The 19,177-nt window shown below is 72.1% G+C and carries 17 protein-coding genes; 10 read left to right on the top strand and 7 right to left on the bottom strand.

Annotated elements, in window-relative coordinates; all coding sequences use genetic code 11:
* Positions 1-159: 159 nt before the first annotated feature.
* Complete coding sequence (groES, locus tag JHAT_RS04445; protein WP_077796719.1) at positions 160-468, top strand: co-chaperone GroES; 309 nt, start codon at positions 160-162, stop codon at positions 466-468.
* A gap of 160 nt (positions 469-628) precedes the next feature.
* Positions 629-2,254: a chaperonin GroEL gene (groL, locus tag JHAT_RS04440; protein ID WP_077796718.1), complete on the top strand. Its 1,626-nt coding sequence runs from the start codon at positions 629-631 to the stop codon at positions 2,252-2,254.
* 490 nt (positions 2,255-2,744) lie between these two features.
* Here groL and JHAT_RS04435 read toward each other — a convergent pair whose 3' ends face one another.
* Together JHAT_RS04435 and JHAT_RS04430 are read right to left on the bottom strand one after the other, a co-directional pair.
* Positions 2,745-3,395 carry a hypothetical protein gene (locus JHAT_RS04435; RefSeq protein WP_143660356.1) on the bottom strand — a complete coding sequence of 217 codons (651 nt, stop codon included), beginning with the start codon at positions 3,393-3,395 and terminating at the stop codon, positions 2,745-2,747.
* Between the two features lie 33 nt (positions 3,396-3,428).
* A complete protein-coding gene (locus tag JHAT_RS04430) occupies positions 3,429-3,995 on the bottom strand; it encodes a hypothetical protein (protein ID WP_143660354.1) in 567 nt (188 codons plus the stop codon).
* Positions 3,996-4,623: 628 nt separating this feature from the next.
* On the opposite strand from JHAT_RS04430, the gene JHAT_RS04425 reads away from it, so the two are divergent.
* Positions 4,624-5,019: a hypothetical protein gene (locus tag JHAT_RS04425; protein WP_171990741.1), complete on the top strand. Its 396-nt coding sequence runs from the start codon at positions 4,624-4,626 to the stop codon at positions 5,017-5,019.
* 121 nt (positions 5,020-5,140) lie between these two features.
* Here the strand turns inward: JHAT_RS04425 and JHAT_RS33690 are convergent, their stop codons facing one another.
* From JHAT_RS33690 to JHAT_RS04410, 3 genes are all read right to left on the bottom strand, one after another.
* The gene (locus JHAT_RS33690; protein ID WP_253195396.1) at positions 5,141-6,916 is read right to left on the bottom strand and encodes a hypothetical protein; all 1,776 of its coding nucleotides are present in this window, start codon (positions 6,914-6,916) and stop codon (positions 5,141-5,143) included.
* 154 nt (positions 6,917-7,070) lie between these two features.
* A complete protein-coding gene (locus JHAT_RS04415; protein WP_077796714.1) occupies positions 7,071-7,844 on the bottom strand; it encodes an SDR family oxidoreductase in 774 nt (257 codons plus the stop codon).
* 97 nt (positions 7,845-7,941) lie between these two features.
* On the bottom strand, positions 7,942-8,610 hold the full coding sequence (locus JHAT_RS04410) for an MOSC domain-containing protein (protein WP_107481817.1): 669 nt from the start codon (positions 8,608-8,610) through the stop codon (positions 7,942-7,944).
* An 81-nt stretch (positions 8,611-8,691) separates the two neighbouring features.
* On the opposite strand from JHAT_RS04410, the gene JHAT_RS04405 reads away from it, so the two are divergent.
* A complete protein-coding gene (locus JHAT_RS04405) occupies positions 8,692-9,606 on the top strand; it encodes a LysR family transcriptional regulator (protein ID WP_077796712.1) in 915 nt (304 codons plus the stop codon).
* Between the two features lie 74 nt (positions 9,607-9,680).
* On the opposite strand, the gene JHAT_RS04400 is transcribed toward JHAT_RS04405, so the two are convergent.
* Entirely contained in the window at positions 9,681-10,028 is a 348-nt protein-coding gene (locus tag JHAT_RS04400; protein WP_077796711.1) for a WhiB family transcriptional regulator, read from the bottom strand.
* Positions 10,029-10,408: 380 nt separating this feature from the next.
* On the opposite strand from JHAT_RS04400, the gene JHAT_RS04395 reads away from it, so the two are divergent.
* From JHAT_RS04395 to JHAT_RS04380, 4 genes are all read left to right on the top strand, one after another.
* Positions 10,409-11,020 (top strand): response regulator transcription factor, encoded by a 612-nt coding sequence (locus JHAT_RS04395; RefSeq protein WP_003948568.1) that lies wholly within the window; start codon positions 10,409-10,411, stop codon positions 11,018-11,020.
* 279 nt (positions 11,021-11,299) lie between these two features.
* Positions 11,300-11,887: a sigma-70 family RNA polymerase sigma factor gene (locus JHAT_RS04390; RefSeq protein ID WP_077796710.1), complete on the top strand. Its 588-nt coding sequence runs from the start codon at positions 11,300-11,302 to the stop codon at positions 11,885-11,887.
* Positions 11,888-12,038: 151 nt separating this feature from the next.
* Positions 12,039-13,544: an IMP dehydrogenase gene (guaB, locus tag JHAT_RS04385; RefSeq protein WP_077796709.1), complete on the top strand. Its 1,506-nt coding sequence runs from the start codon at positions 12,039-12,041 to the stop codon at positions 13,542-13,544.
* Between the two features lie 118 nt (positions 13,545-13,662).
* Positions 13,663-14,787 (top strand): GuaB3 family IMP dehydrogenase-related protein, encoded by a 1,125-nt coding sequence (locus tag JHAT_RS04380; RefSeq protein ID WP_077796708.1) that lies wholly within the window; start codon positions 13,663-13,665, stop codon positions 14,785-14,787.
* A 69-nt stretch (positions 14,788-14,856) separates the two neighbouring features.
* On the opposite strand, the gene JHAT_RS04375 is transcribed toward JHAT_RS04380, so the two are convergent.
* Complete coding sequence (locus tag JHAT_RS04375) at positions 14,857-16,065, bottom strand: nucleotide sugar dehydrogenase (protein WP_077796707.1); 1,209 nt, start codon at positions 16,063-16,065, stop codon at positions 14,857-14,859.
* 283 nt (positions 16,066-16,348) lie between these two features.
* On the opposite strand from JHAT_RS04375, the gene JHAT_RS04370 reads away from it, so the two are divergent.
* Together JHAT_RS04370 and JHAT_RS04365 are read left to right on the top strand one after the other, a co-directional pair.
* On the top strand, positions 16,349-18,055 hold the full coding sequence (locus tag JHAT_RS04370; RefSeq protein WP_077796706.1) for a glycerol-3-phosphate dehydrogenase/oxidase: 1,707 nt from the start codon (positions 16,349-16,351) through the stop codon (positions 18,053-18,055).
* A gap of 194 nt (positions 18,056-18,249) precedes the next feature.
* Positions 18,250-19,177: serine/threonine-protein kinase (locus JHAT_RS04365; RefSeq protein ID WP_143660359.1), on the top strand; the 928-nt coding region annotated here is incomplete at its 3' end.

Raw genomic sequence — 19,177 nt, 5'->3', positions numbered from 1 at the left:
GACCGAGTGCTAATCGCGGTCATAGTCTCGGCTCTGGCACTCCCCCCTGGAGAGTGCCAACAAAGCGACGGGCAGGTCCGGCACCCGCGACGACGGATCGACCTGGTCGCCACCTCAGACAGTTAACCCCGTGAGATCTCCGAAGGGGGAGGTCGGATCGTGACGACCGCCAGCTCCAAGGTTGCCATCAAGCCGCTCGAGGACCGCATCGTGGTCCAGCCGCTCGACGCCGAGCAGACCACGGCTTCGGGCCTGGTCATTCCGGACACTGCCAAGGAGAAGCCCCAGGAGGGCGTCGTCCTGGCCGTGGGCCCGGGCCGCTTCGAGGACGGCAACCGTCTTCCGCTCGACGTCACCGTCGGCGACGTCGTGCTCTACAGCAAGTACGGCGGCACCGAGGTGAAGTACAACGGCGAGGAGTACCTCGTCCTCTCGGCCCGCGACGTGCTCGCGATCATCGAGAAGTAAGACCTCGAGAAGCAGGACGTCGAGAGACACGACGTAGGTCGTCCCACCTCGACCCTGCTCGACAGCTGCGCCCCTGGCCCCCGCGACCGATAAGAAGCCGGGCGCGAGGGGCGCGGTCTGTTTTCCGTTAGATCAGATTTCCGAGAGGGCTCCCGCTCCCATGGCGAAGATCCTGAAGTTCGACGAGGACGCCCGTCGCGCCCTCGAGCGCGGCGTCAACAAGCTTGCCGACACGGTCAAGGTGACGATCGGCCCCAAGGGCCGCAACGTCGTCATCGACAAGAAGTTCGGCGCCCCCACCATCACCAACGACGGTGTCACGATCGCCCGCGAGGTCGAGATCGAGGACCCGTACGAGAACCTCGGCGCGCAGCTGGTGAAGGAGGTGGCGACCAAGACCAACGACATCGCGGGTGACGGCACCACCACCGCCACCGTGCTGGCCCAGGCGCTGGTGCGCGAGGGCCTGAAGAACGTCGCCGCCGGTGCCTCCCCGGCGCTGCTGAAGAAGGGCATCGACGCGGCGGTCAAGGCCGTCTCCGAGGACCTCCTCGCGACCGCCCGCCCGATCGACGAGAAGTCCGACATCGCCGCCGTGGCCGCGCTGTCCGCCCAGGACCAGCAGGTCGGCGAGCTCATCGCCGAGGCCATGGACAAGGTCGGCAAGGACGGTGTCATCACCGTCGAGGAGTCCAACACCTTCGGTCTGGAGCTGGACTTCACCGAGGGCATGGCCTTCGACAAGGGCTACCTGTCGCCGTACTTCGTGACGGACCAGGAGCGCATGGAGGCCGTCCTCGAGGACCCGTACATCCTCATCAACCAGGGCAAGATCTCCTCCATCGCCGACCTGCTGCCGCTGCTGGAGAAGGTCATCCAGACCAACTCCTCCAAGCCGCTGCTGATCATCGCCGAGGACGTCGAGGGCGAGGCCCTCTCCACCCTCGTCGTGAACAAGATCCGCGGCACCTTCAACGCCGTCGCGGTGAAGGCCCCGGGCTTCGGCGACCGCCGCAAGGCGATGCTGCAGGACATGGCCGTCCTCACCGGCGCCACCGTCATCTCCGAGGAGGTCGGCCTCAAGCTCGACCAGGTCGGCCTGGACGTGCTCGGCTCCGCCCGCCGCGTCACCGTCACCAAGGACGACACCACGATCGTCGAGGGTGCCGGCAACGCCGAGGACCTCCAGGGCCGCGTCGCCCAGATCAAGGCCGAGATCGAGAACACGGACTCCGACTGGGACCGCGAGAAGCTCCAGGAGCGCCTCGCGAAGCTGGCCGGCGGCGTGTGCGTGATCAAGGTCGGCGCCGCCACCGAGGTGGAGCTGAAGGAGCGCAAGCACCGTCTGGAGGACGCCATCTCCGCGACCCGCGCCGCGGTCGAGGAGGGCATCGTCTCCGGTGGTGGCTCCGCCCTGGTCCACGCCGTCAAGGTCCTCGAGGGCAACCTCGGCAAGACCGGCGACGAGGCCACCGGTGTGTCGGTCGTCCGCAAGGCCGCCGTCGAGCCGCTGCGCTGGATCGCCGAGAACGCCGGCCTCGAGGGCTACGTCATCGTCTCCAAGGTGGCGGAGCTCGAGAAGGGCAGCGGTTACAACGCCGCCACCGGCGAGTACGGCGACCTGGTCAAGGCCGGCGTCATCGACCCGGTCAAGGTCACCCGTTCCGCCCTGGAGAACGCCGCATCCATCGCCTCCCTCCTGCTGACGACCGAGACCCTGGTCGTCGAGAAGAAGGAAGAGGAAGAGCCGGCCGCCGCGGGCCACGGCCACGGCCACGCCCACTGAGCGCTGCGCTGAGCTGAGCCGAACGGTGCCCGGCGCCCCCTCGGGGGTGCCGGGCACCGTTCGCTTTTCAGGGACGCCGGGCTCGCGCCGGCCCCGCCCGGCCTGTTGCCGGGTGCGGCTCCGCTGTGGTTGCCCGCGCAGTTCCCGCGCCCCTCACGGGGCGATTCCCCTGACGAATCGCACAGGCTCCGCCAGAGCGGCTCGGGCCCCCTCCTCGTCCGCCAGGCGCGTCGCGAGGAGACGTAGGGGCAACGCTGTCCATGGGGCGCCGACGCCCGTAAGGCGCGGCCGGGCTGGGCAGAACTGACGGCGGTCGTGGCCACCAGTCACCCCCGCTGCGGGTAGCCGACAGGACTGAACATGGTAGGGGGCCGTGGCGGGGCTGTCAGCCGGACAGAGATCAACGACCCGAAAAAAACGACGAGTTGAGCCACGCAGGGTAGTCCGGCGGGCCCTCGCCCTCGCAGGAGCGACCGACCGCACGCGTCGCCTATATTCCCCGCTCGTGCTCCCGCACGTAGGTGAAGCCGCGGGGCAGCTCGTGAGGGCCGGCCAGGCCGGCTCTCTTGTGATCCTCCCGGTAGGCCGCTTGTGCTTCCGGGCTCGCCTCCTTGCCCAGGTGGCCGATACGCATCAGGTGACCGGCCACCCGGTGTGCGCTCGCGCTGTACACGCCCTCCGTCTCGCTGTTCCGCAGATCCTCGCGGTTCGCTTCCCGAAGCACCGGGGCATAGCAGAGCAGCGCGACCGGCGTCTCCCCGCGCCGCGCGGGATAGTGCAGCATCGCCGCCCGGTTCACGCTGCCCTGCTCCCACGTCAGGATGGACCGGGACAGAAGCCGCTCGATCGCCCCGTGGATCTTCCTCGTGGCCGGTCGCTCCGACTGCGCGCGCTCGATGGTGTTGCGGATCAACGCTTCTCGTGGAAGCAGTGCCCGGCCCTTCTCGTCCAGATACCCGAGCTCACGCAACGCGATCAGTACGAGCTCCTCCACCCGGTCCACGCGGGCGTCGAACGCCGCGAGTTCACGGGTCATGATCCTCGGGTCGTAGGCGTAACGCACCACGGTCCCGCCGAAGACGACGGGCTCGTCCAGCGGGGTGTAGGCCAGACGGACCTTCCGCCAGGTGTCCCACCGCACCGACACCCGTGTCCCCGGGAGGACGAAGGACTGTCAGGTCACTCCCGTGAGGTGAGGCTCCCCACCGGTCGTCCGGAGCCTGGCGCCCTTCTGCTCGTCGAGGACACCGATGCGGCGGCGCCCACGCAGGAAGGTGAGGTCCAGGGGCTCCTGCGGGGCGGCCCGGGCGGCCATCTCGGGCGGCACGGGGCACGTGCCGTGCAGAAGGTGCTCGGCACGGACGGAGAACTTCCACTCCACGCTGAGGCCGGTGTTCACCACGGAACGGGGCAGCCCACTGTCGAGTTCCTCGACGACGACCTGCGCCGGATCATCCACCTGTGGGTCGGGCGAACGCGTGCCCGTGGACGCGGCGGACGACGACGGCCGGTCGGTGCTCCGCTGCGCGCTCTCAACGGGATCCGGCACTCCCATCCGCCCGTGGCAGCCGTTGCAGAACAAATCATCACCGCGTACGGCGACGACACGGGCCTTCTTCGTCCGAGTGCACCTCGTACAGGGGAAGGAGACGACCGACTCCAACCGGACGAGCTGCCTGCCCTCACGGACCGGGTAGGTCTTCGTGACCTTCCTGCCGAGCAGCACTTCACCGACGTTCATGACAGCAGATCCCCCCGGACGCCCTGTCTTCTCAGCCTTGTTCTTGTCGTTCCCATCCTCACAGAAGGCTCGGACACCGACCCGGCAGCACTCGCTCGATGCCGCCCAGCCAGGCCTGGACCTACCGGACGGGCAGGCATCCGAAACCGTTCACACGGCGTCATAGGGTGATTACGCTGTCCAGACGATCACCGGGAGATCACTCGTTGCGGTGGTGCGGTGATCGTGCAGGGCCGGGGAGGAACGAAGGGGCCGGGAAACCGACCGGACACCGGAGGGGAGCGCGGCGACGCGCGCCGGTGCCGTACGGGCCGTGGTCCCGGTCGGCCAGGGGCGCGGTCAGTTCGTCGCGGACCCTGTCGCACCAGGGCAGCTGCCCTCGTGACGGCAGGGAAGGAATCCTGGTCCGCACGTACGACACGGGGTGCGGAGTCGGTTGTCCGCGGAACGCCGCGGCACAGGGTGCGCCGAAGGGCGGATGCGTGGATACGTCGCTCGATCCCCGTCCGGTCCGGCGCCGTGGGGGTCGTTCGCGCAGTTCCCCGCGCCCGAATCGTGATCAAGGGAGTGGCTCCTCTTCCCGCCCCCTCGTGAATACTGTCCCGAACCGTCGACACTCGGGATGGACATGACCACCACCAAGCTCCTGGGATCCGCACTCGTCGCCGTGCTCCTGGCCTCGGTCACCGCCTGCGGCGCGTCGTCCGCGCCGGACACCCCGGCGGACACCGCGCCGTCCGCGCCGGGGACCACCGAGGCGCGCCGGCCGGCGAACCCCGAACCGGTCGCCGCGAGCATGCCCGACGTCATCGGCGGCAACGCCGGGCGTGCGCAGGAGCAGATGGGCTCACAGATCGACATGGCCTTCGAGGACGCGAGCGGACGGAAGCGCCCCGTGGACGACCCGGCCGAGTGGAAGATCTGCGCCTCCCGGCCGGGGCCGAACCAGCAGATCACCGATTACCCGGTGGTCCTCGAAGTGGTGAGGACCGCGGAGAACTGCGAGGACGCGCCGCCGGAGTGAGGGGACCCGGGTCCCGGCAGGGAGCCCGTACGCCGGGTGGCCGCCGCGGACCGGTCCGCCGGCCTCCTCCCGGCCGGGCCGAGCGGGCCGGGAGGCCCGAGCGGGACGTGCGCCACCGGCGTCACAGCAGTCCGCCCAGCGGCAGGACCCGCTCGGCGAGCCGGCCGCGCAGCCTCCCCCCGGCGGTGTCGGCCTCGGCGAGCCAGTCGGCGGCGACCAGCCGTTCGACGTGCCCTGTGACGTCCTCGGGCGGCACGGCGCAGAACGCGGCGACCGCCGTCAGGTCCAGTCCGTCGTCCTCGGCGCCCCCGAGACGGCCGTCGGGGCGGCAGTGGGCGGCGGTGTACAGGGCGAGGAGCCGGGTGGCGGCGTCCGCCTTCTTCTTGCGCAGCTTCCGGTCGCCCACCACCTTCTGCGCCCAGCCCGAGAGCCTCGCGCGGGTGACCTTGCCGAACGAGAACGGGCGGGGCTCGGTGGGCAGGAGCGTGGGGACGGTGACCGAGGCGGGTTCCTCGGGCCGGGCGGTCAGCGCTTCGGCGGCCGTCCCGGGCAGGCGCAGCCAGCCGACGTCGGCGAGCCGCTGGAGCACCGGCTCGGCATCGTCCCGCAGCCAGCCGGTGAGGTCCTGCCCGGTGACGTTGCCCACGCCCGCGCGCGCGGCCCGCAGGGTGAGCATGAGCACCGCGAGGCGCGCCTCGGCCCCGGGGCACGGCGCATGGGCTCCGACGTACTCCAGTACGGCACGGGCGTGCGTGCCCTGCCCCCGGGTCAGCAGGTAGTCGACGACCGGACCGCCGTCGACCGCCGTGACGCCGACGCGGTTCCGGTGCATCTCGAGGGTGGCCCGTACGGCCTTCTCGGCCCGGTGCGCCTCGTCGCGCAGGGAGTCGTCGCCCGTGACGTCGGCCCACAGGGCGAACGCGCGGGCCTTGCGCTCGTGGAGCTCGGCGAGGAGGGCGAGGTCGGGTTCGGGGCGCCGCTGGTAGTCGCGGAAGGCGTCCCCCAGCTCGACGAGCTCCATCCGCAGTGCCTCGGGTTGCAGGTCGGGCGGCACGACCCGCTGCGCGATCTTCCGCCACCGCGTCGTCCTCGTCCGCCGGGCCGCTCCCCGGGGCGAGGCGGCCCGGGCGCCGGGCACCGGTGCGGGCCGGGGGCCCGGTGAGCCGGTGCCGGCGGGGAGGGCCGGGGCGGGGACCGACGGGCCGGGGGCGCGGTCGGAGAACACCGCCGCCATCCCCGGACCCGCCGCCATGCCTGGGCCCGTTGCCGTCCCCGGACCTGCCGCCGTCCCCGGACCCGTCGGCCGCCCGCCCGGTGCCGGGACCGTCCTGCCCGCGGGGGGCGGCGGGACGGGCCGGGGCGGTGGCGGGGCGGTGTCCAGGACACGGCAGTCGCGGGTGGCGGCCGCACAGCGTGCGCACACCTCCGCGACGCGCCACAGCCGTCCGGCCCGGTCCGCGTACACCGTCAGCACCACCGGCCCCCCGCACCGCACGGCTCCCGCGGCCGCCCGCGCCCCGGTGCGCCGTCCGGCCGGAACGTCCGGGGAGTGCCACGCGCAGTCGGCGGCCCGGCAGCCGCACCAGGCGTCGCCGCGCGGCCCGCCGCCCGCCCGGATCCGGGCCAGATGCCCGTTGACGTGCGCGGCCGCGGCCCTGCGCCCCGCGGAGGTGTCGGGCAGACGCTGATCGGCGCAGTCCGGGCAGGAGCACGTGAGCCGTACCGTGCCCGAGGAGGTGCCGCCGTGCGGATCCAGGCGCACCGTCCACACCCGTCCCGCGACGCGATCCTGCCGCGTGCCGTCCTTCACCGCCCCGTCCGCACTGCGCCCGTCCGTGTGGCGCCCGTCGGTGCCGTCGGCGAACAGCCCGTCCCGGCCGCCGGTGTCCGCGATCACGCGATGCCGTCCTCTCCCCTGCCACGCCCTGCGACCTGCGCACGCTGCGGCGCAGTCGCCTGGACGTTACGTCGCACCCGCACACCTCGTGAGGGCCGAACACGGGCAGACCACACGTTCGGGTGACGGCTTCGCCGGATCCGCCCGGCCTCCCCTACTGCGGTCCGTACTTCCGCCCCGTCCGGGACGAGATCCCGCCCAGCATCCCCCGCGGCACCAGCTTCGCCGCGCCCATCAGGGCCTTGTAGCGCGGGTCGGGGATCGACAGGGACTTGCCGCGGGACAGGTCGGCGAGGGCCGCCGAGACCAGCTTGTCGGCGTCCAGCCACATCCAGTTCGGGATGTTGTCCGTGCCCATGCCGGCCCGCTCGTGGAACTCCGTGCGCACGAAGCCGGGGCACAGGGCCATCAGCCGTACGCCGCTGCCGGCCAGGTCCTTCGCCACGCCCTGCGTGAACTGCACGACCCACGCCTTGGACGCGCCGTACGTGCCGCGCGGGACGAAGGCCGCGACCGAGGCCACGTTGACCACGCCGCCGCGGCCCCGTGCCCGCATCGCCCCCGTCGCCGCCGCGGTCAGCCGCAGCACCGCCTCGCAGTGCACCTTGAGCATCGTCAGCTCGTCGGCCATCGAGACCTCGAGGAAGCGGCCCTTGTTGCCGAAGCCGGCGTTGTTGATCAGCAGGTCGACGGGGTTCCTGCGGTCGTCCAGCCGGGCGGCGACCGTCTCGATGCCCGCGTCCGTGGCCAGGTCGGCCGTCAGCACCTCGGCCTCGATGCCGTGCCGGTCGTGCAGTTCGGTCGCCTGTTCGTGCAGCCGCTTGGTGTCGCGGGCCACCAGCACCAGGTCGTACCCGTCGGCTCCCAGCCGCCGCGCGAACGCGGCACCGATGCCCGCCGTCGATCCCGTAATCAATGCCGTTGTCATGGCGCAAGGTTAGGGGGCCCGGACCGGGTGGGTCCGTTTCGCTCACCAGGACTGCGGAACGTGAGGGACGTGTGGAGGGGGCCCTGGTGGGCCCGGATCAGGCTCCCTGCTTCCCCACGTACGTGCGCGCCGTGGCCAGGGCCTCCGGATGCAGGGCGTCACCCGCCGCGAGCAGGCGGGGCAACAGCTCCCGCTCCGTCGTCACCGCCCGGAACTGGAGCGCCACCGTCACCCCGTGGGCGGGCCGGTGCACGATCTCCACCGGGTCGCCCGCCCGTATCCCGCCGGGCTCGATCACCCGCAGGTACGCGCCCGGCGCGCCCTTGGCCGTGAAGCGCTTCACCCACCGCCGTTCACCCAGGTGACCCTGGAAGGTCCGGCAGGGGATCCGGCCGCTGGTGACCTCCAGGACCAGGTCGGGGCCGACGCGCCAGCGCTCGCCGATCAGCGCGCCGGAGACGTCCACGCCCGTCGTGGTGAGGTTCTCGCCGAACGAGCCGTGCGGCAGCGGGCGGCCCAGCTCGTGCTCCCAGTCGTCCATGTCCTCGCGCGCCACGGCGTACACGGCCTGGTCGACGCCGCCGTGATGGCGGGTGTCGCACACCGCGTCCCCGGCCAGCCCGCTCGCACCGGTCCCCTTGGGCCCGGGCGCCGTCACCCGGACGAGCCCGTCGGCCGGCCGCTTGTCGATGCCGGTGACGCCGTCGGGCTGGTCGGTGTACGGCACGGCCTTCGGACGGCCCAGATTGACTGACAGAAGCTTCATGGACGAACGGTAGGACAGGCCTCGTCAAAGCGGCGACGCATTATTCGGCGTCCGGCCAAAGGGTCGCTTATCCTCGACGGTGTGATCGAGGCCCGTCATCTCCGCGTCCTGCGCGCCGTGGCATCCACCGGCTCCTTCTCCGCCGCGGGGCGTGAGCTGGGCTGCACCCAGCCCGCCGTCAGCCAGCAGATGAAGGCCCTGGAGGCCTCCGTCGGCACGCCCCTGCTCGTGCGCACCGGCCGCGAGATGCGCCTGACCCAGGCCGGTGAGGCGCTGGTGCGGCACGCCGCCGGGATCCTCGCCGGGCTGACCGCGGCCGAGGAGGAGGTCGCGGCCATCGCGGGCCTGCGGGCCGGACGGGTCCGCCTCGTCTCCTTCCCCAGCGGCAGCTCCACCCTCGTCCCCACGGCCCTGGCCGCGCTGCGCGCCGCCCACCCCGGCACCCGGGTCTTCCTGGAGGAGGCCGAGCCGCCGAAGTCCGTGGAGCTGCTGCGCGAGGGCGACTGCGACGTGGCGCTCGCCTTCCGCTACCAGGGCGCGGCGGGGGCCGAGGAGTGGGACGACCTGGTCGTGCGGCCGCTGCTGACCGACCGCCTCGTGGCCCTGGTCCCCGAACGGCACCGGCTGGCCGGGGCCGGGGCCTCCGTGGCCATCGGGGAACTGGCCCGGGAGCCGTGGATCGCCGGCTGTCCGCGCTGCCGCGGTCAGCTGGTCGAGGTCTGCGAGGGCGCCGGCTTCACCCCGCGCATCGACTTCGCGACCGACGACTATCCGGCGGTGGTCGGCCTGGTCGGCGCCGGTCTCGGCGTCGCCGTCCTGCCGCAGCTCGCCGTCGAGTCCGTACGACCCCGGGGCGTGCGCGCGGTGGCCCTGGAACCCGAGGTGCGGCGGGAGATCGTCGCGCTGACGCTGCCCGACCTCGCGCAGGTGCCCGCGGTGACGGCGACGCTGGACGAGCTGGCCCGGGCCGCTTCGGACCAGGCCGCCGTGCGCTGAGCGGAAAGGGCACGCGTGCGCGCCCCGGCCGGTTCCCGCCGGTGATCGGCGTCCCCTATCGGTAAAACGTTCCTTCAGTGGTGCGCGGCGGCGTCTCCGCCGACCGGCACCGACGTCGGCGCGGACGCCGCCGCCACCAGGCGGTTGCGCGCCCGCCCCATGAGCTCCTCGCGCTCGTCCTCGGTCAGCCCGCCCCACACGCCGTACGGCTCGCGCACCGCCAGCGCGTGCGCCGCGCACTCCGCGCGGACCGGGCACCTCATGCAGACCTCCTTGGCCGAGTTCTCACGAGCGCTCCGGGCCGCACCGCGCTCGCCCTCCGGATGGAAGAAGAGCGAGCTGTCCACCCCGCGGCAGGCAGCCAGGAGCTGCCAGTCCCACAGGTCCGCGTTCGGTCCGGGAAGGCGGGAGAAATCTGCCATTGCGTGACCCCTTGTAGCCGATCTGGGTGGATTCGGTGTCCACGACCGTACAACTACGATCTAAGGAGATGAAAATATGACCCATTGCGAATCTAGCCGCAGACACCAGCGAAGCGGAAGAAAAGCGGCTAAATGGGGCATGGCTTGTGATGAAAGGGCGTGGGTCCGCCGTGCATGTCTGCACCGTGAGCACTCCCTCACGTAGAGTGCCGAAGACGACACACAGCCCCGTAACTCTTTCGAGTGACCGTCGTTGAGAGTGCGGAGGCGGTTGAAGGAACAGGTGCTCGGGCGGGCGTCCGGGACGGTCGACCGCACAGGTGAGATTTCGTAACAGCCTGGAGGCTCAACGTGACGCGCATCAGCTGCGGAGGACGGCCATGACTTCCGTCCTCGTCTGCGACGACTCCCCGCTTGCCCGAGAGGCGCTCCGCCGCGCGGTCGCGACCGTGCCCGGCGTCGAGCGCGTGACGACGGCTGCCAACGGCGAGGAAGTCCTCCGCCGCTGGGGTGCCGACCGCTCGGACCTGATTCTGATGGACGTGCGCATGCCCGGCCTGGGCGGCGTCGAGACCGTCCGGCGCCTGCTGTCCGCGGACCCCGGTGCGCGCATCATCATGCTCACCGTCGCCGAGGACCTGGACGGCGTCGCCCTCGCGGTCGCCGCCGGCGCCCGCGGGTACCTGCACAAGGACGCCTCGCGCGCCGAGCTGCGCGCCACCGTCACGCAGGCCCTCGCCGACCCGACCTGGCGGCTCGCCCCGCGCCGGCTGCGCTCGGCCGAGATGGGCGCCGCGCCCACGCTCACCGCGCGGGAGATCCAGGTCCTGGAGGGCATGAGCCACGGCCGGTCCAACGCGGAGATCGGACGCGAGCTGTTCCTCTCCGAGGACACCGTCAAGACGCACGCCCGGCGGCTCTTCAAGAAGCTCGGCGCCTCGGACCGGGCACACGCGGTGGCGCTCGGTTTCCGGTGGGGCCTCGTCCGGTAGGGAACCCCGTGTGGTGGAGGCCCGCAGGGCCCGACGGGGACGTCCGGTTCCCCGCTTACCGCGAGGTGGGCGGGGGTGACAAGCCGACCCGCCGGATGCCCGCTGCTCGTTTCGCCGCGGATGACGCATCCTTGAGGTGTGGAGTTCCTCGGGGACGAGTCGGTCGAGCGGAAGGGGAGGGCGCAGGGGATGAGTTCCGGCGCACCTGCTCATAACGCTTCGGTGCACAACAACGGGCACGGAGCCACGGATCGGACAGCCGCAAGGCACCATGGACCGATGCGTGACGACGAGGCGGCCCCCGGCCAGGGGACGGTCGGTGGGCTCGTGCACCGTGCCGTCGACGGGGACGAGCAGGCCACGCACGACCTGCTCGCCCATGTCCACCCCCTGGCGCTGCGCTACTGCCGGACGCGTCTGTCCCGGCTGCCCGGCGACGCCCGGCACTTCGTCGAGGACCTCGCCCAGGAGGTCTGCGTCGCGGTGCTCCTCGCGCTGCCGCGCTACAAGGACACCGGGCGCCCCTTCGAGGCGTTCGTCTTCGCCATCGCCGCCCACAAGGTCGCCGACCTCCAGCGTGCGGCGATGCGGCACCCCGGCTCCACGGCCGTGCCGTCCGACGAGATGCCCGAGCGGCCCGACGACTCGCTCGGACCGGAGGAGCGGGCGCTGCTGAGCAGCGACGCCGCCTGGGCCAAGAAACTCCTCGCCAACCTGCCCGAGAACCAGCGCGAGCTGCTCCTGCTGCGCATCGCCGTGGGCCTCACGGCCGAGGAGACCGGGCAGATGTTGGGAATGTCACCCGGGGCCGTGCGCGTCGCCCAGCACCGGGCGCTGAGCCGTCTGCGGGCCCTGGCGGAGCAGTAGTCCGGGCAGGGGTCCGGGGCGCGGACGGACGGAGCGGCCGCTTCGTACAAAACCACGAACGTCGCGGGCTCCCATGATCGTGGAATGAGCCACGTCCACTTCCCGTTAGCATGGACATCCGCACCGATCAAGGCCATTTGGGGAAGGTGTCATGACTGCCAACGTCGACGGAGTGCCCGAGAAATTCGCGACACTCGGGCTGACCTACGACGACGTGCTGCTGCTGCCGGGCCCGTCGGACATGGCACCCGACGAGATCGACACCGCCTCGTACGTCTCCAAGAACGTGCGGGTGAACATCCCGCTGCTGTCCGCGGCCATGGACAAGGTCACCGAATCGCGCATGGCGATCGCGATGGCCCGCCAGGGCGGCGTCGGGGTCCTGCACCGCAACCTGTCCATCGAGGACCAGGCCAACCAGGTCGACCTGGTCAAGCGCTCCGAGTCGGGCATGGTGGCCGACCCGATCACCATCCACCCGGACGCCACCCTCGGCGAGGCCGACGCGCTGTGCGCCAAGTTCCGCATCAGCGGCGTCCCGGTCACCGACGGCAACAAGAAGCTGCTCGGCATCGTCACCAACCGCGACATGGCCTTCGAGACCGACCGCTCCCGTCAGGTGCGCGAGGTCATGACGCCGATGCCGCTGGTCACCGGCAAGGTCGGCATCTCCGGCGCGGACGCCATGGAGCTGCTGCGCCGACACAAGATCGAGAAGCTGCCGCTGGTCGACGACAACGGCGTCCTCAAGGGCCTGATCACGGTCAAGGACTTCGTCAAGGCCGAGAAGTACCCCAACGCCGCCAAGGACGGCGAGGGCCGGCTGCTGGTCGGCGCCGCGGTCGGCGTCGCCGGTGACGCCTTCGAGCGCGCCCAGGCCCTCATCGAGGCCGGTGTCGACTTCATCGTCGTCGACACCGCGCACGGCCACTCCCGCCTGGTCGGCGACATGGTCGCCAAGATCAAGTCGAACTCCTCCGGCGTCGACGTCATCGGCGGCAACATCGCCACCCGCGACGGCGCCCAGGCCCTCATCGACGCCGGCGTGGACGGCATCAAGGTGGGCGTCGGGCCCGGCTCGATCTGCACCACCCGCGTCGTCGCCGGCATCGGCGTCCCCCAGGTCACGGCCATCTACGAGGCGTCGCTGGCCGCCAGGGAGGCCGGCATCCCGGTCATCGGCGACGGTGGCCTGCAGTACTCCGGCGACATCGCCAAGGCCCTGGTCGCGGGCGCCGACACGGTGATGCTCGGCTCGCTGCTCGCGGGCTGCGAGGAGTCGCCGGGCGAGCTGATGTTCATCAACGGCAAGCAGTTCAAGTCGTACCGCGGCATGGGCTCGCTGGGCGCCATGCAGACCCGCGGCGACCGCAAGTCGTTCTCCAAGGACCGCTACTTCCAGGAGGGCGTCGCCTCCGACGAGCAGCTGGTCCCCGAGGGCATCGAGGGCCAGGTGCCCTACCGCGGCCCGCTCTCCTCGGTCGTCCACCAGCTGGTCGGCGGCCTGCGCCAGTCGATGTTCTACGTCGGCGGCCGCACCGTGCCCGAGCTCCAGGCGAACGGCCGGTTCGTGCGGATCACCTCCGCCGGTCTCAAGGAGAGCCACCCGCACGACATCCAGATGACGGTCGAGGCGCCGAACTACAGCCGCAAGTAGGCACAACGCCTTCCGAGGGCGGTCCCGGACGTGTTCCGGGGCCGCCCTCGCGCCGTGTCCGCAGGGGACATCGGGGATACTGGAAGGCGCTGCAACGCATCAGGGAAAGGCCACAGACGTGACTGAGATCGAGATCGGGCGCGGCAAGCGCGGCCGCCGGGCGTACGCCTTCGACGACATCGCCGTCGTCCCCAGCCGCCGTACGCGGGACCCGAAGGAGGTCTCGATCGCCTGGCAGATCGACGCCTACCGCTTCGAGCTGCCGTTCCTGGCCGCTCCCATGGACTCGGTCGTCTCCCCGGCCACCGCCATCCGCATCGGCGAGCTCGGCGGCCTCGGCGTGCTGAACCTCGAGGGCCTGTGGACGCGCTACGAGGACCCGCAGCCGCTGCTCGACGAGATCGTCGGGCTGGACGCGGACACCGCGACCCGCCGCCTCCAGGAGATCTACGCCGCTCCCATCAAGGAGGAGCTGATCGGGCAGCGGATCAAGGAGGTCCGCGACTCCGGTGTGGTCACCGCCGCCGCGCTCTCCCCGCAGCGCACCGCCCAGTTCTCCAAGGCGGTCGTGGACGCCGGCGTCGACATCTTCGTCATCCGCGGCACCACGGTCTCCGCGGAGCACGTCTCCGGTTCGCACGAGCCGCTGAACCTGAAGCAGTTCATCTACGAGCTCGACGTCCCCGTCATCGTCGGCGGCTGCGCCACGTACACGGCCGCCCTGCACCTGATGCGCACCGGCGCCGCGGGCGTCCTCGTCGGCTTCGGCGGCGGCGCCGCGCACACCACGCGCAACGTGCTGGGCATCCAGGTCCCGATGGCCACGGCCGTCGCCGACGTGGCCGCCGCCCGCCGCGACTACATGGACGAGTCCGGCGGCCGGTACGTGCACGTCATCGCCGACGGCGGTGTCGGCTGGTCCGGCGACCTGCCCAAGGCCATCGCCTGCGGCGCCGACTCCGTGATGATGGGCTCCCCACTGGCCCGCGCCACCGACGCGCCGGGCAGGGGTAACCACTGGGGCATGGAGGCCGTCAACGAGGAGCTGCCGCGCGGCAAGAAGGTCGACCTCGGCACGGTCGGCACCATCGAGGAGGTCCTCACCGGCCCGTCCCACACCCCGGACGGCTCGATGAACTTCTTCGGCGCCCTGCGCCGCGCCATGGCCACGACGGGCTACAGCGAGCTGAAGGAGTTCCAGCGCGTGGAGGTCACCGTCGCGGACTCGCAGCACCGGCGGTAGTCACCCGGACGGCGTACGGAAGGGGCCCGGAGCGAGAGCTCCGGGCCCCTTCGCGTGCCCGGGGGCCGCTCAGAGACGGTGCGCCGCCCCCGCGGGCGTCGCGCCCCGGGTGTCCAGCAGCAGCTGGGCCTTCACCGACAGGCCCTGGAGGTCGTACGTGCGGTGCTGCTGGAGGAGGATCGTCAGGTCGGCGTCGGCGGCGGCCTCGTAGAGGGAGTCGGCGCGGGGGACGGGGCGGTCCAGGACGTTCCAGGACGGGATGTGCGGGTCGTGGTAGCTGACGGCGGCGCCCATCGACATCAGGCGGGTCGCGATCTCCTCGGCCGGGCTGGCCTGCTGGTCGGCGAGGTCGGGCTTGTAGGTGACGCCGAGGAGCAGGACACGGGCGCCGCGCGCGGACTTGCCGTGCTCGTTGAGGAGGGCGGCGGCGCGCCGGACGACGTAGCGGGGCATCTGCTCGTTGACCTGCCGGGCCAGTTCCACCATGCGCAGGCCGCGGGGGGCCCGGCCGGTCAGGTCCTGGGGGACGGAGTGGCCGCCGACGCCGGGGCCGGGGCGGAAGGCCTGGAAGCCGAACGGTTTGGTCTCCGCGCAGCGCAGGACGTCCCACAGGTCGACGCCCAGGTCGTTGCAGAGGACGGCCATCTCGTTGACGAGGGCGATGTTCACGTGCCGGAAGTTGGTCTCCAGCAGCTGGACCGTCTCCGCCTCGCGGGGGCCGCGCGCGCGGACCACCTTGTCGGTGAGGCGGCCGTAGAAGGCGGCGGCCGACTCGGTGCAGGCGGGGGTGAGGCCGCCGATGACCTTCGGTGTGTTGGCCGGCGTGAAGTCGCGGTTGCCCGGGTCGACGCGGCTGGGGGAGTAGGCGAGGTGGAAGTCGCGGCCGGCGCGCAGCCCGGAGCCCTCCTCGAGGAGGGGGCGCAGGAACTCCTCCGTCGTCCCCGGCCGCACGGGCGACTCCAGGATCACCGTGGTGTGGGGGCGCATGTGGGCGGCCAGGGTGCGGGCCGCGGCCTCCACCTGGCCGAGGTCGGGGCCGCCGTCCGGGCCCGCCGGGGTCGGCGCGCAGATGACCGCGGTGCGCACCCGGCCCAGCTCGGCGGGGCCCGCCGGGGTCCGGAAGCCCCCCGAGAGCATCCGGCGCAGTTCGGCGGGGGTCAGGGGCCCGGGCTCGGGTCCGGTCTTGTAGCCGAGCGTGGGGACGCCGGCGGCGACGGCGGCCTGGGCCAGGGGCAGGCCGTACGGGCCGAGTCCGATGACGGCGAGATCTGCGGGCATGGCGTGGGCCGTCCTTCCCAGTAGCCGAAGCGGGACAGGTGCGCAAGCCCGGTGGACCGATGGGGCGAGCACAACGTCAGACTAGGAGTAAATATGACCGATTTGCGGGATTGATCGGTCGAGTCCGGGTGAGTGTCGACCGTGACCGGAGAGGAGGTTGTCCACAGGCTGGGGCGCGTGGTGGCTGAAGTCGGGCAACCCGGTCAGAATCTGGGCAGGGGGTACACGGAACCGGGCTTCGCCCGACGGGTGCGGCCGACGCGACCGACAGCGGGAGGCAGCAGTGAGGACAGCGACACTGGGGCCGGCGCAGCGCGCCGAGGCACTCGCGGCCATGGCCGAGCGGGAACTGGACGTCCTGGTGGTGGGCGCGGGCGTGGTCGGCGCGGGCACCGCGCTGGACGCCGTGACGCGCGGCCTGTCCACCGGCCTGGTCGAGGCGCGCGACTGGGCGTCGGGCACCTCCAGCAGGTCCAGCAAGCTGATCCACGGCGGTCTGCGCTACCTGGAGATGCTGGACTTCGCCCTCGTGCGGGAGGCGCTGAAGGAGCGCGGACTGCTGCTGGAGCGGCTCGCGCCGCATCTGGTGAAGCCGGTGCCGTTCCTGTATCCGCTGCAGCACAAGGGCTGGGAGCGGCTGTACGCCGGATCGGGCGTGGCGCTGTACGACGCGATGTCGATGGCCCGCGGACACGGCCGGGGCCTGCCCCTGCACCGGCACCTGAGCAGGCGTCACGCACTGCGCGTCGCGCCCGCCTTGAAGAAGGACGCGCTGGTCGGCGCGCTCCAGTACTACGACGCCCAGATGGACGACGCCCGGTTCGTGACCACGCTGGTGCGCACGGCCGCGGCGTACGGCGCCCCGGTCGCCAACCGGGCGCGCGTGACCGGCTTCCTGCGCGAGGGCGAGCGCGTGGTCGGCGCGCGCGTGCAGGACGTCGAAGGGGGCGGCGAGTACGAGATCCGCGCCAAGCAGGTGGTGAACGCCACCGGTGTGTGGACCGACGACACCCAGTCGATGGTGGGCGAGCGCGGCCGGTTCCACGTCCGGGCGTCCAAGGGCATCCACCTGGTCGTGCCCAAGGACCGCATCCACTCCACCACCGGGCTGATCCTGCGCACCGAGAAGTCCGTGCTGTTCGTCATCCCCTGGGGCCGGCACTGGATCATCGGGACCACCGACACCGACTGGGACCTCGACAAGGCCCACCCGGCCGCCTCCAGCGCGGACATCGACTACCTGCTGGAGCGCGTCAACTCGGTGCTGTCCGTGCCGCTCACGCGCGACGACGTCGAGGGCGTGTACGCGGGCCTGCGCCCGCTGCTGGCCGGCGAGTCGGACGCCACCAGCAAGCTGTCGCGCGAGCACACCGTCGCCCACCCGGTGCCGGGGCTGGTCGTCGTGGCGGGCGGCAAGTACACGACGTACCGCGTGATGGCCAAGGACGCCGTGGACGAGGCGGTGCACGGACTCGACCTGCGGGTCGCCGACTGCGTCACCGAGGAGACGCCGCTGCTCGGCGCCGAGGGCTACCACGCGCTGTGGAACGCGCGGGCGCGGATCGCCGCGCGCACCGGACTGCACGTGGTGCGCGTGGAGCACCTGCTCAACCGGTACGGCGCCCTGACGGAGGAACTGCTGGCGCTCGTCACCGCCGACCCCTCGCTCGGCGAGCCCCTGCACGCCGCCGACGACTACCTGCGCGCCGAGGTCGTCTACGCCGCCTCGCACGAGGGCGCGCGGCACCTGGACGACGTACTGACCCGGCGCACCCGCATCTCCATCGAGACCTTCGACCGGGGCACCCGCAGCGCCCGCGAGGCCGCCGAGCTGATGGCACCGGTCCTGGGCTGGGGCAAGGACCAGATCGAACGCGAGGTCCAGCACTACGAGAAGCGGGTCGAGGCCGAGCGGGAGTCGCAGCGCCAGCCGGACGACCTGACGGCCGACGCGGCCCGGCTCGGGGCCCCCGACATCGCGCCGCGGTAGGCGGGCGCCGGGCGCGCCCACCGCGCCGCGCGGCGCGTTCCCGGGCCTCCCGCGCGGGCCCGCGGAACGCGCCGTTCCCCGCGTCCCGCGCCGTACCGGGCCGGGGCGCGGCACGAGAGGCACCCTGGGCGTCGGGCACTTGTCGGGTGAGAGACAATGAAGGCTCTGTCAGGGCGGGTTGCATGAGGGGACGCATGTCGGAGGCGGAGCGGGCGGGGACATCCCGTACGGACAAGAGCGCACGTCTCCTCGCCGGGCGGTACCGGCTGGGAGACGTGCTCGGCCGCGGCGGCATGGGGACGGTGTGGCGCGCCGAGGACGAGACCCTGGGACGCACGGTCGCCGTCAAGGAGCTGCGGTTCCCGGGCAACATCGACGAGGAGGAGAAGCGCCGCCTGATCACGCGCACGCTGCGCGAGGCCAAGGCGATCGCGCGGATCCGCAACAACAGCGCCGTGACGGTCTACGACGTGGTCGAGGAGGACGACCGGCCGTGGATCGTGATGGAACTCGTCGAGGGCAAGTCGCTCGCCGAGGTCATCCGGGAGGACGGCCTGCTGGACCCGAAGCGCGCCGCCGAGGTGGGCCTCGCCGTCCTCGACGTGCTGCGCTCCGCGCACCGCGAGGGCATCCTGCACCGTGACGTGAAGCCGTCCAACGTCCTGATCGCCGAGGACGGCCGGGTCGTGCTCACCGACTTCGGCATCGCCCAGGTCGAGGGCGACCCGTCCATCACCTCCACCGGCATGCTCGTCGGCGCCCCCTCCTACATCTCCCCGGAGCGCGCCCGCGGCCACAAGCCCGGACCGGCCGCCGACCTGTGGTCCCTCGGCGGTCTGCTGTACGCGGCGGTGGAGGGCACCCCGCCCTACGACAAGGGTTCCGCCATCGCGACGCTCACCGCGGTGATGACGGAGAACCTGGAGGAGCCGAAGAACGCCGGACCGCTGCGGGACGTCATCTACGGGCTGCTCACCAAGGACCCCGCCCAGCGGCTCGACGACGCGGGCGCCCGCGCGATGCTCGACAAGGTCATCCACGCGCCCGCGGCCCGCGCCGACGAGGCGGAGCCGCTGGACGCCACCCGGGTCGTACCGCTGCCGGCGCAGCCGGACGAGCGCG

Source organism: Streptomyces sp. JHA26 (assembly GCF_002005565.1).
GTDB lineage: Bacteria > Actinomycetota > Actinomycetes > Streptomycetales > Streptomycetaceae > Streptomyces.
This window is presented reverse-complemented; position numbering and strand designations above follow the sequence as displayed.

Excerpts from the sequence above, each read along its gene's own strand:
- JHAT_RS04375 (WP_077796707.1), bottom strand. The coding sequence starts at position 16,065 with ATGCCCGCAGATCTCGCCGTCATCGGACTCGGCCCGTACGGCCTGCCC.
- JHAT_RS04415 (WP_077796714.1), bottom strand. The coding sequence starts at position 7,844 with ATGACAACGGCATTGATTACGGGATCGACGGCGGGCATCGGTGCCGCG.
- groL (WP_077796718.1), top strand. The coding sequence starts at position 629 with ATGGCGAAGATCCTGAAGTTCGACGAGGACGCCCGTCGCGCCCTCGAG.
- JHAT_RS04425 (WP_171990741.1), top strand. The coding sequence starts at position 4,624 with ATGACCACCACCAAGCTCCTGGGATCCGCACTCGTCGCCGTGCTCCTG.
- JHAT_RS04390 (WP_077796710.1), top strand. The coding sequence starts at position 11,300 with ATGCGTGACGACGAGGCGGCCCCCGGCCAGGGGACGGTCGGTGGGCTC.
- guaB (WP_077796709.1), top strand. The coding sequence starts at position 12,039 with ATGACTGCCAACGTCGACGGAGTGCCCGAGAAATTCGCGACACTCGGG.
- JHAT_RS04430 (WP_143660354.1), bottom strand. The coding sequence starts at position 3,995 with ATGAACGTCGGTGAAGTGCTGCTCGGCAGGAAGGTCACGAAGACCTAC.
- JHAT_RS04410 (WP_107481817.1), bottom strand. The coding sequence starts at position 8,610 with ATGAAGCTTCTGTCAGTCAATCTGGGCCGTCCGAAGGCCGTGCCGTAC.
- JHAT_RS04400 (WP_077796711.1), bottom strand. The coding sequence starts at position 10,028 with ATGGCAGATTTCTCCCGCCTTCCCGGACCGAACGCGGACCTGTGGGAC.
- JHAT_RS04395 (WP_003948568.1), top strand. The coding sequence starts at position 10,409 with ATGACTTCCGTCCTCGTCTGCGACGACTCCCCGCTTGCCCGAGAGGCG.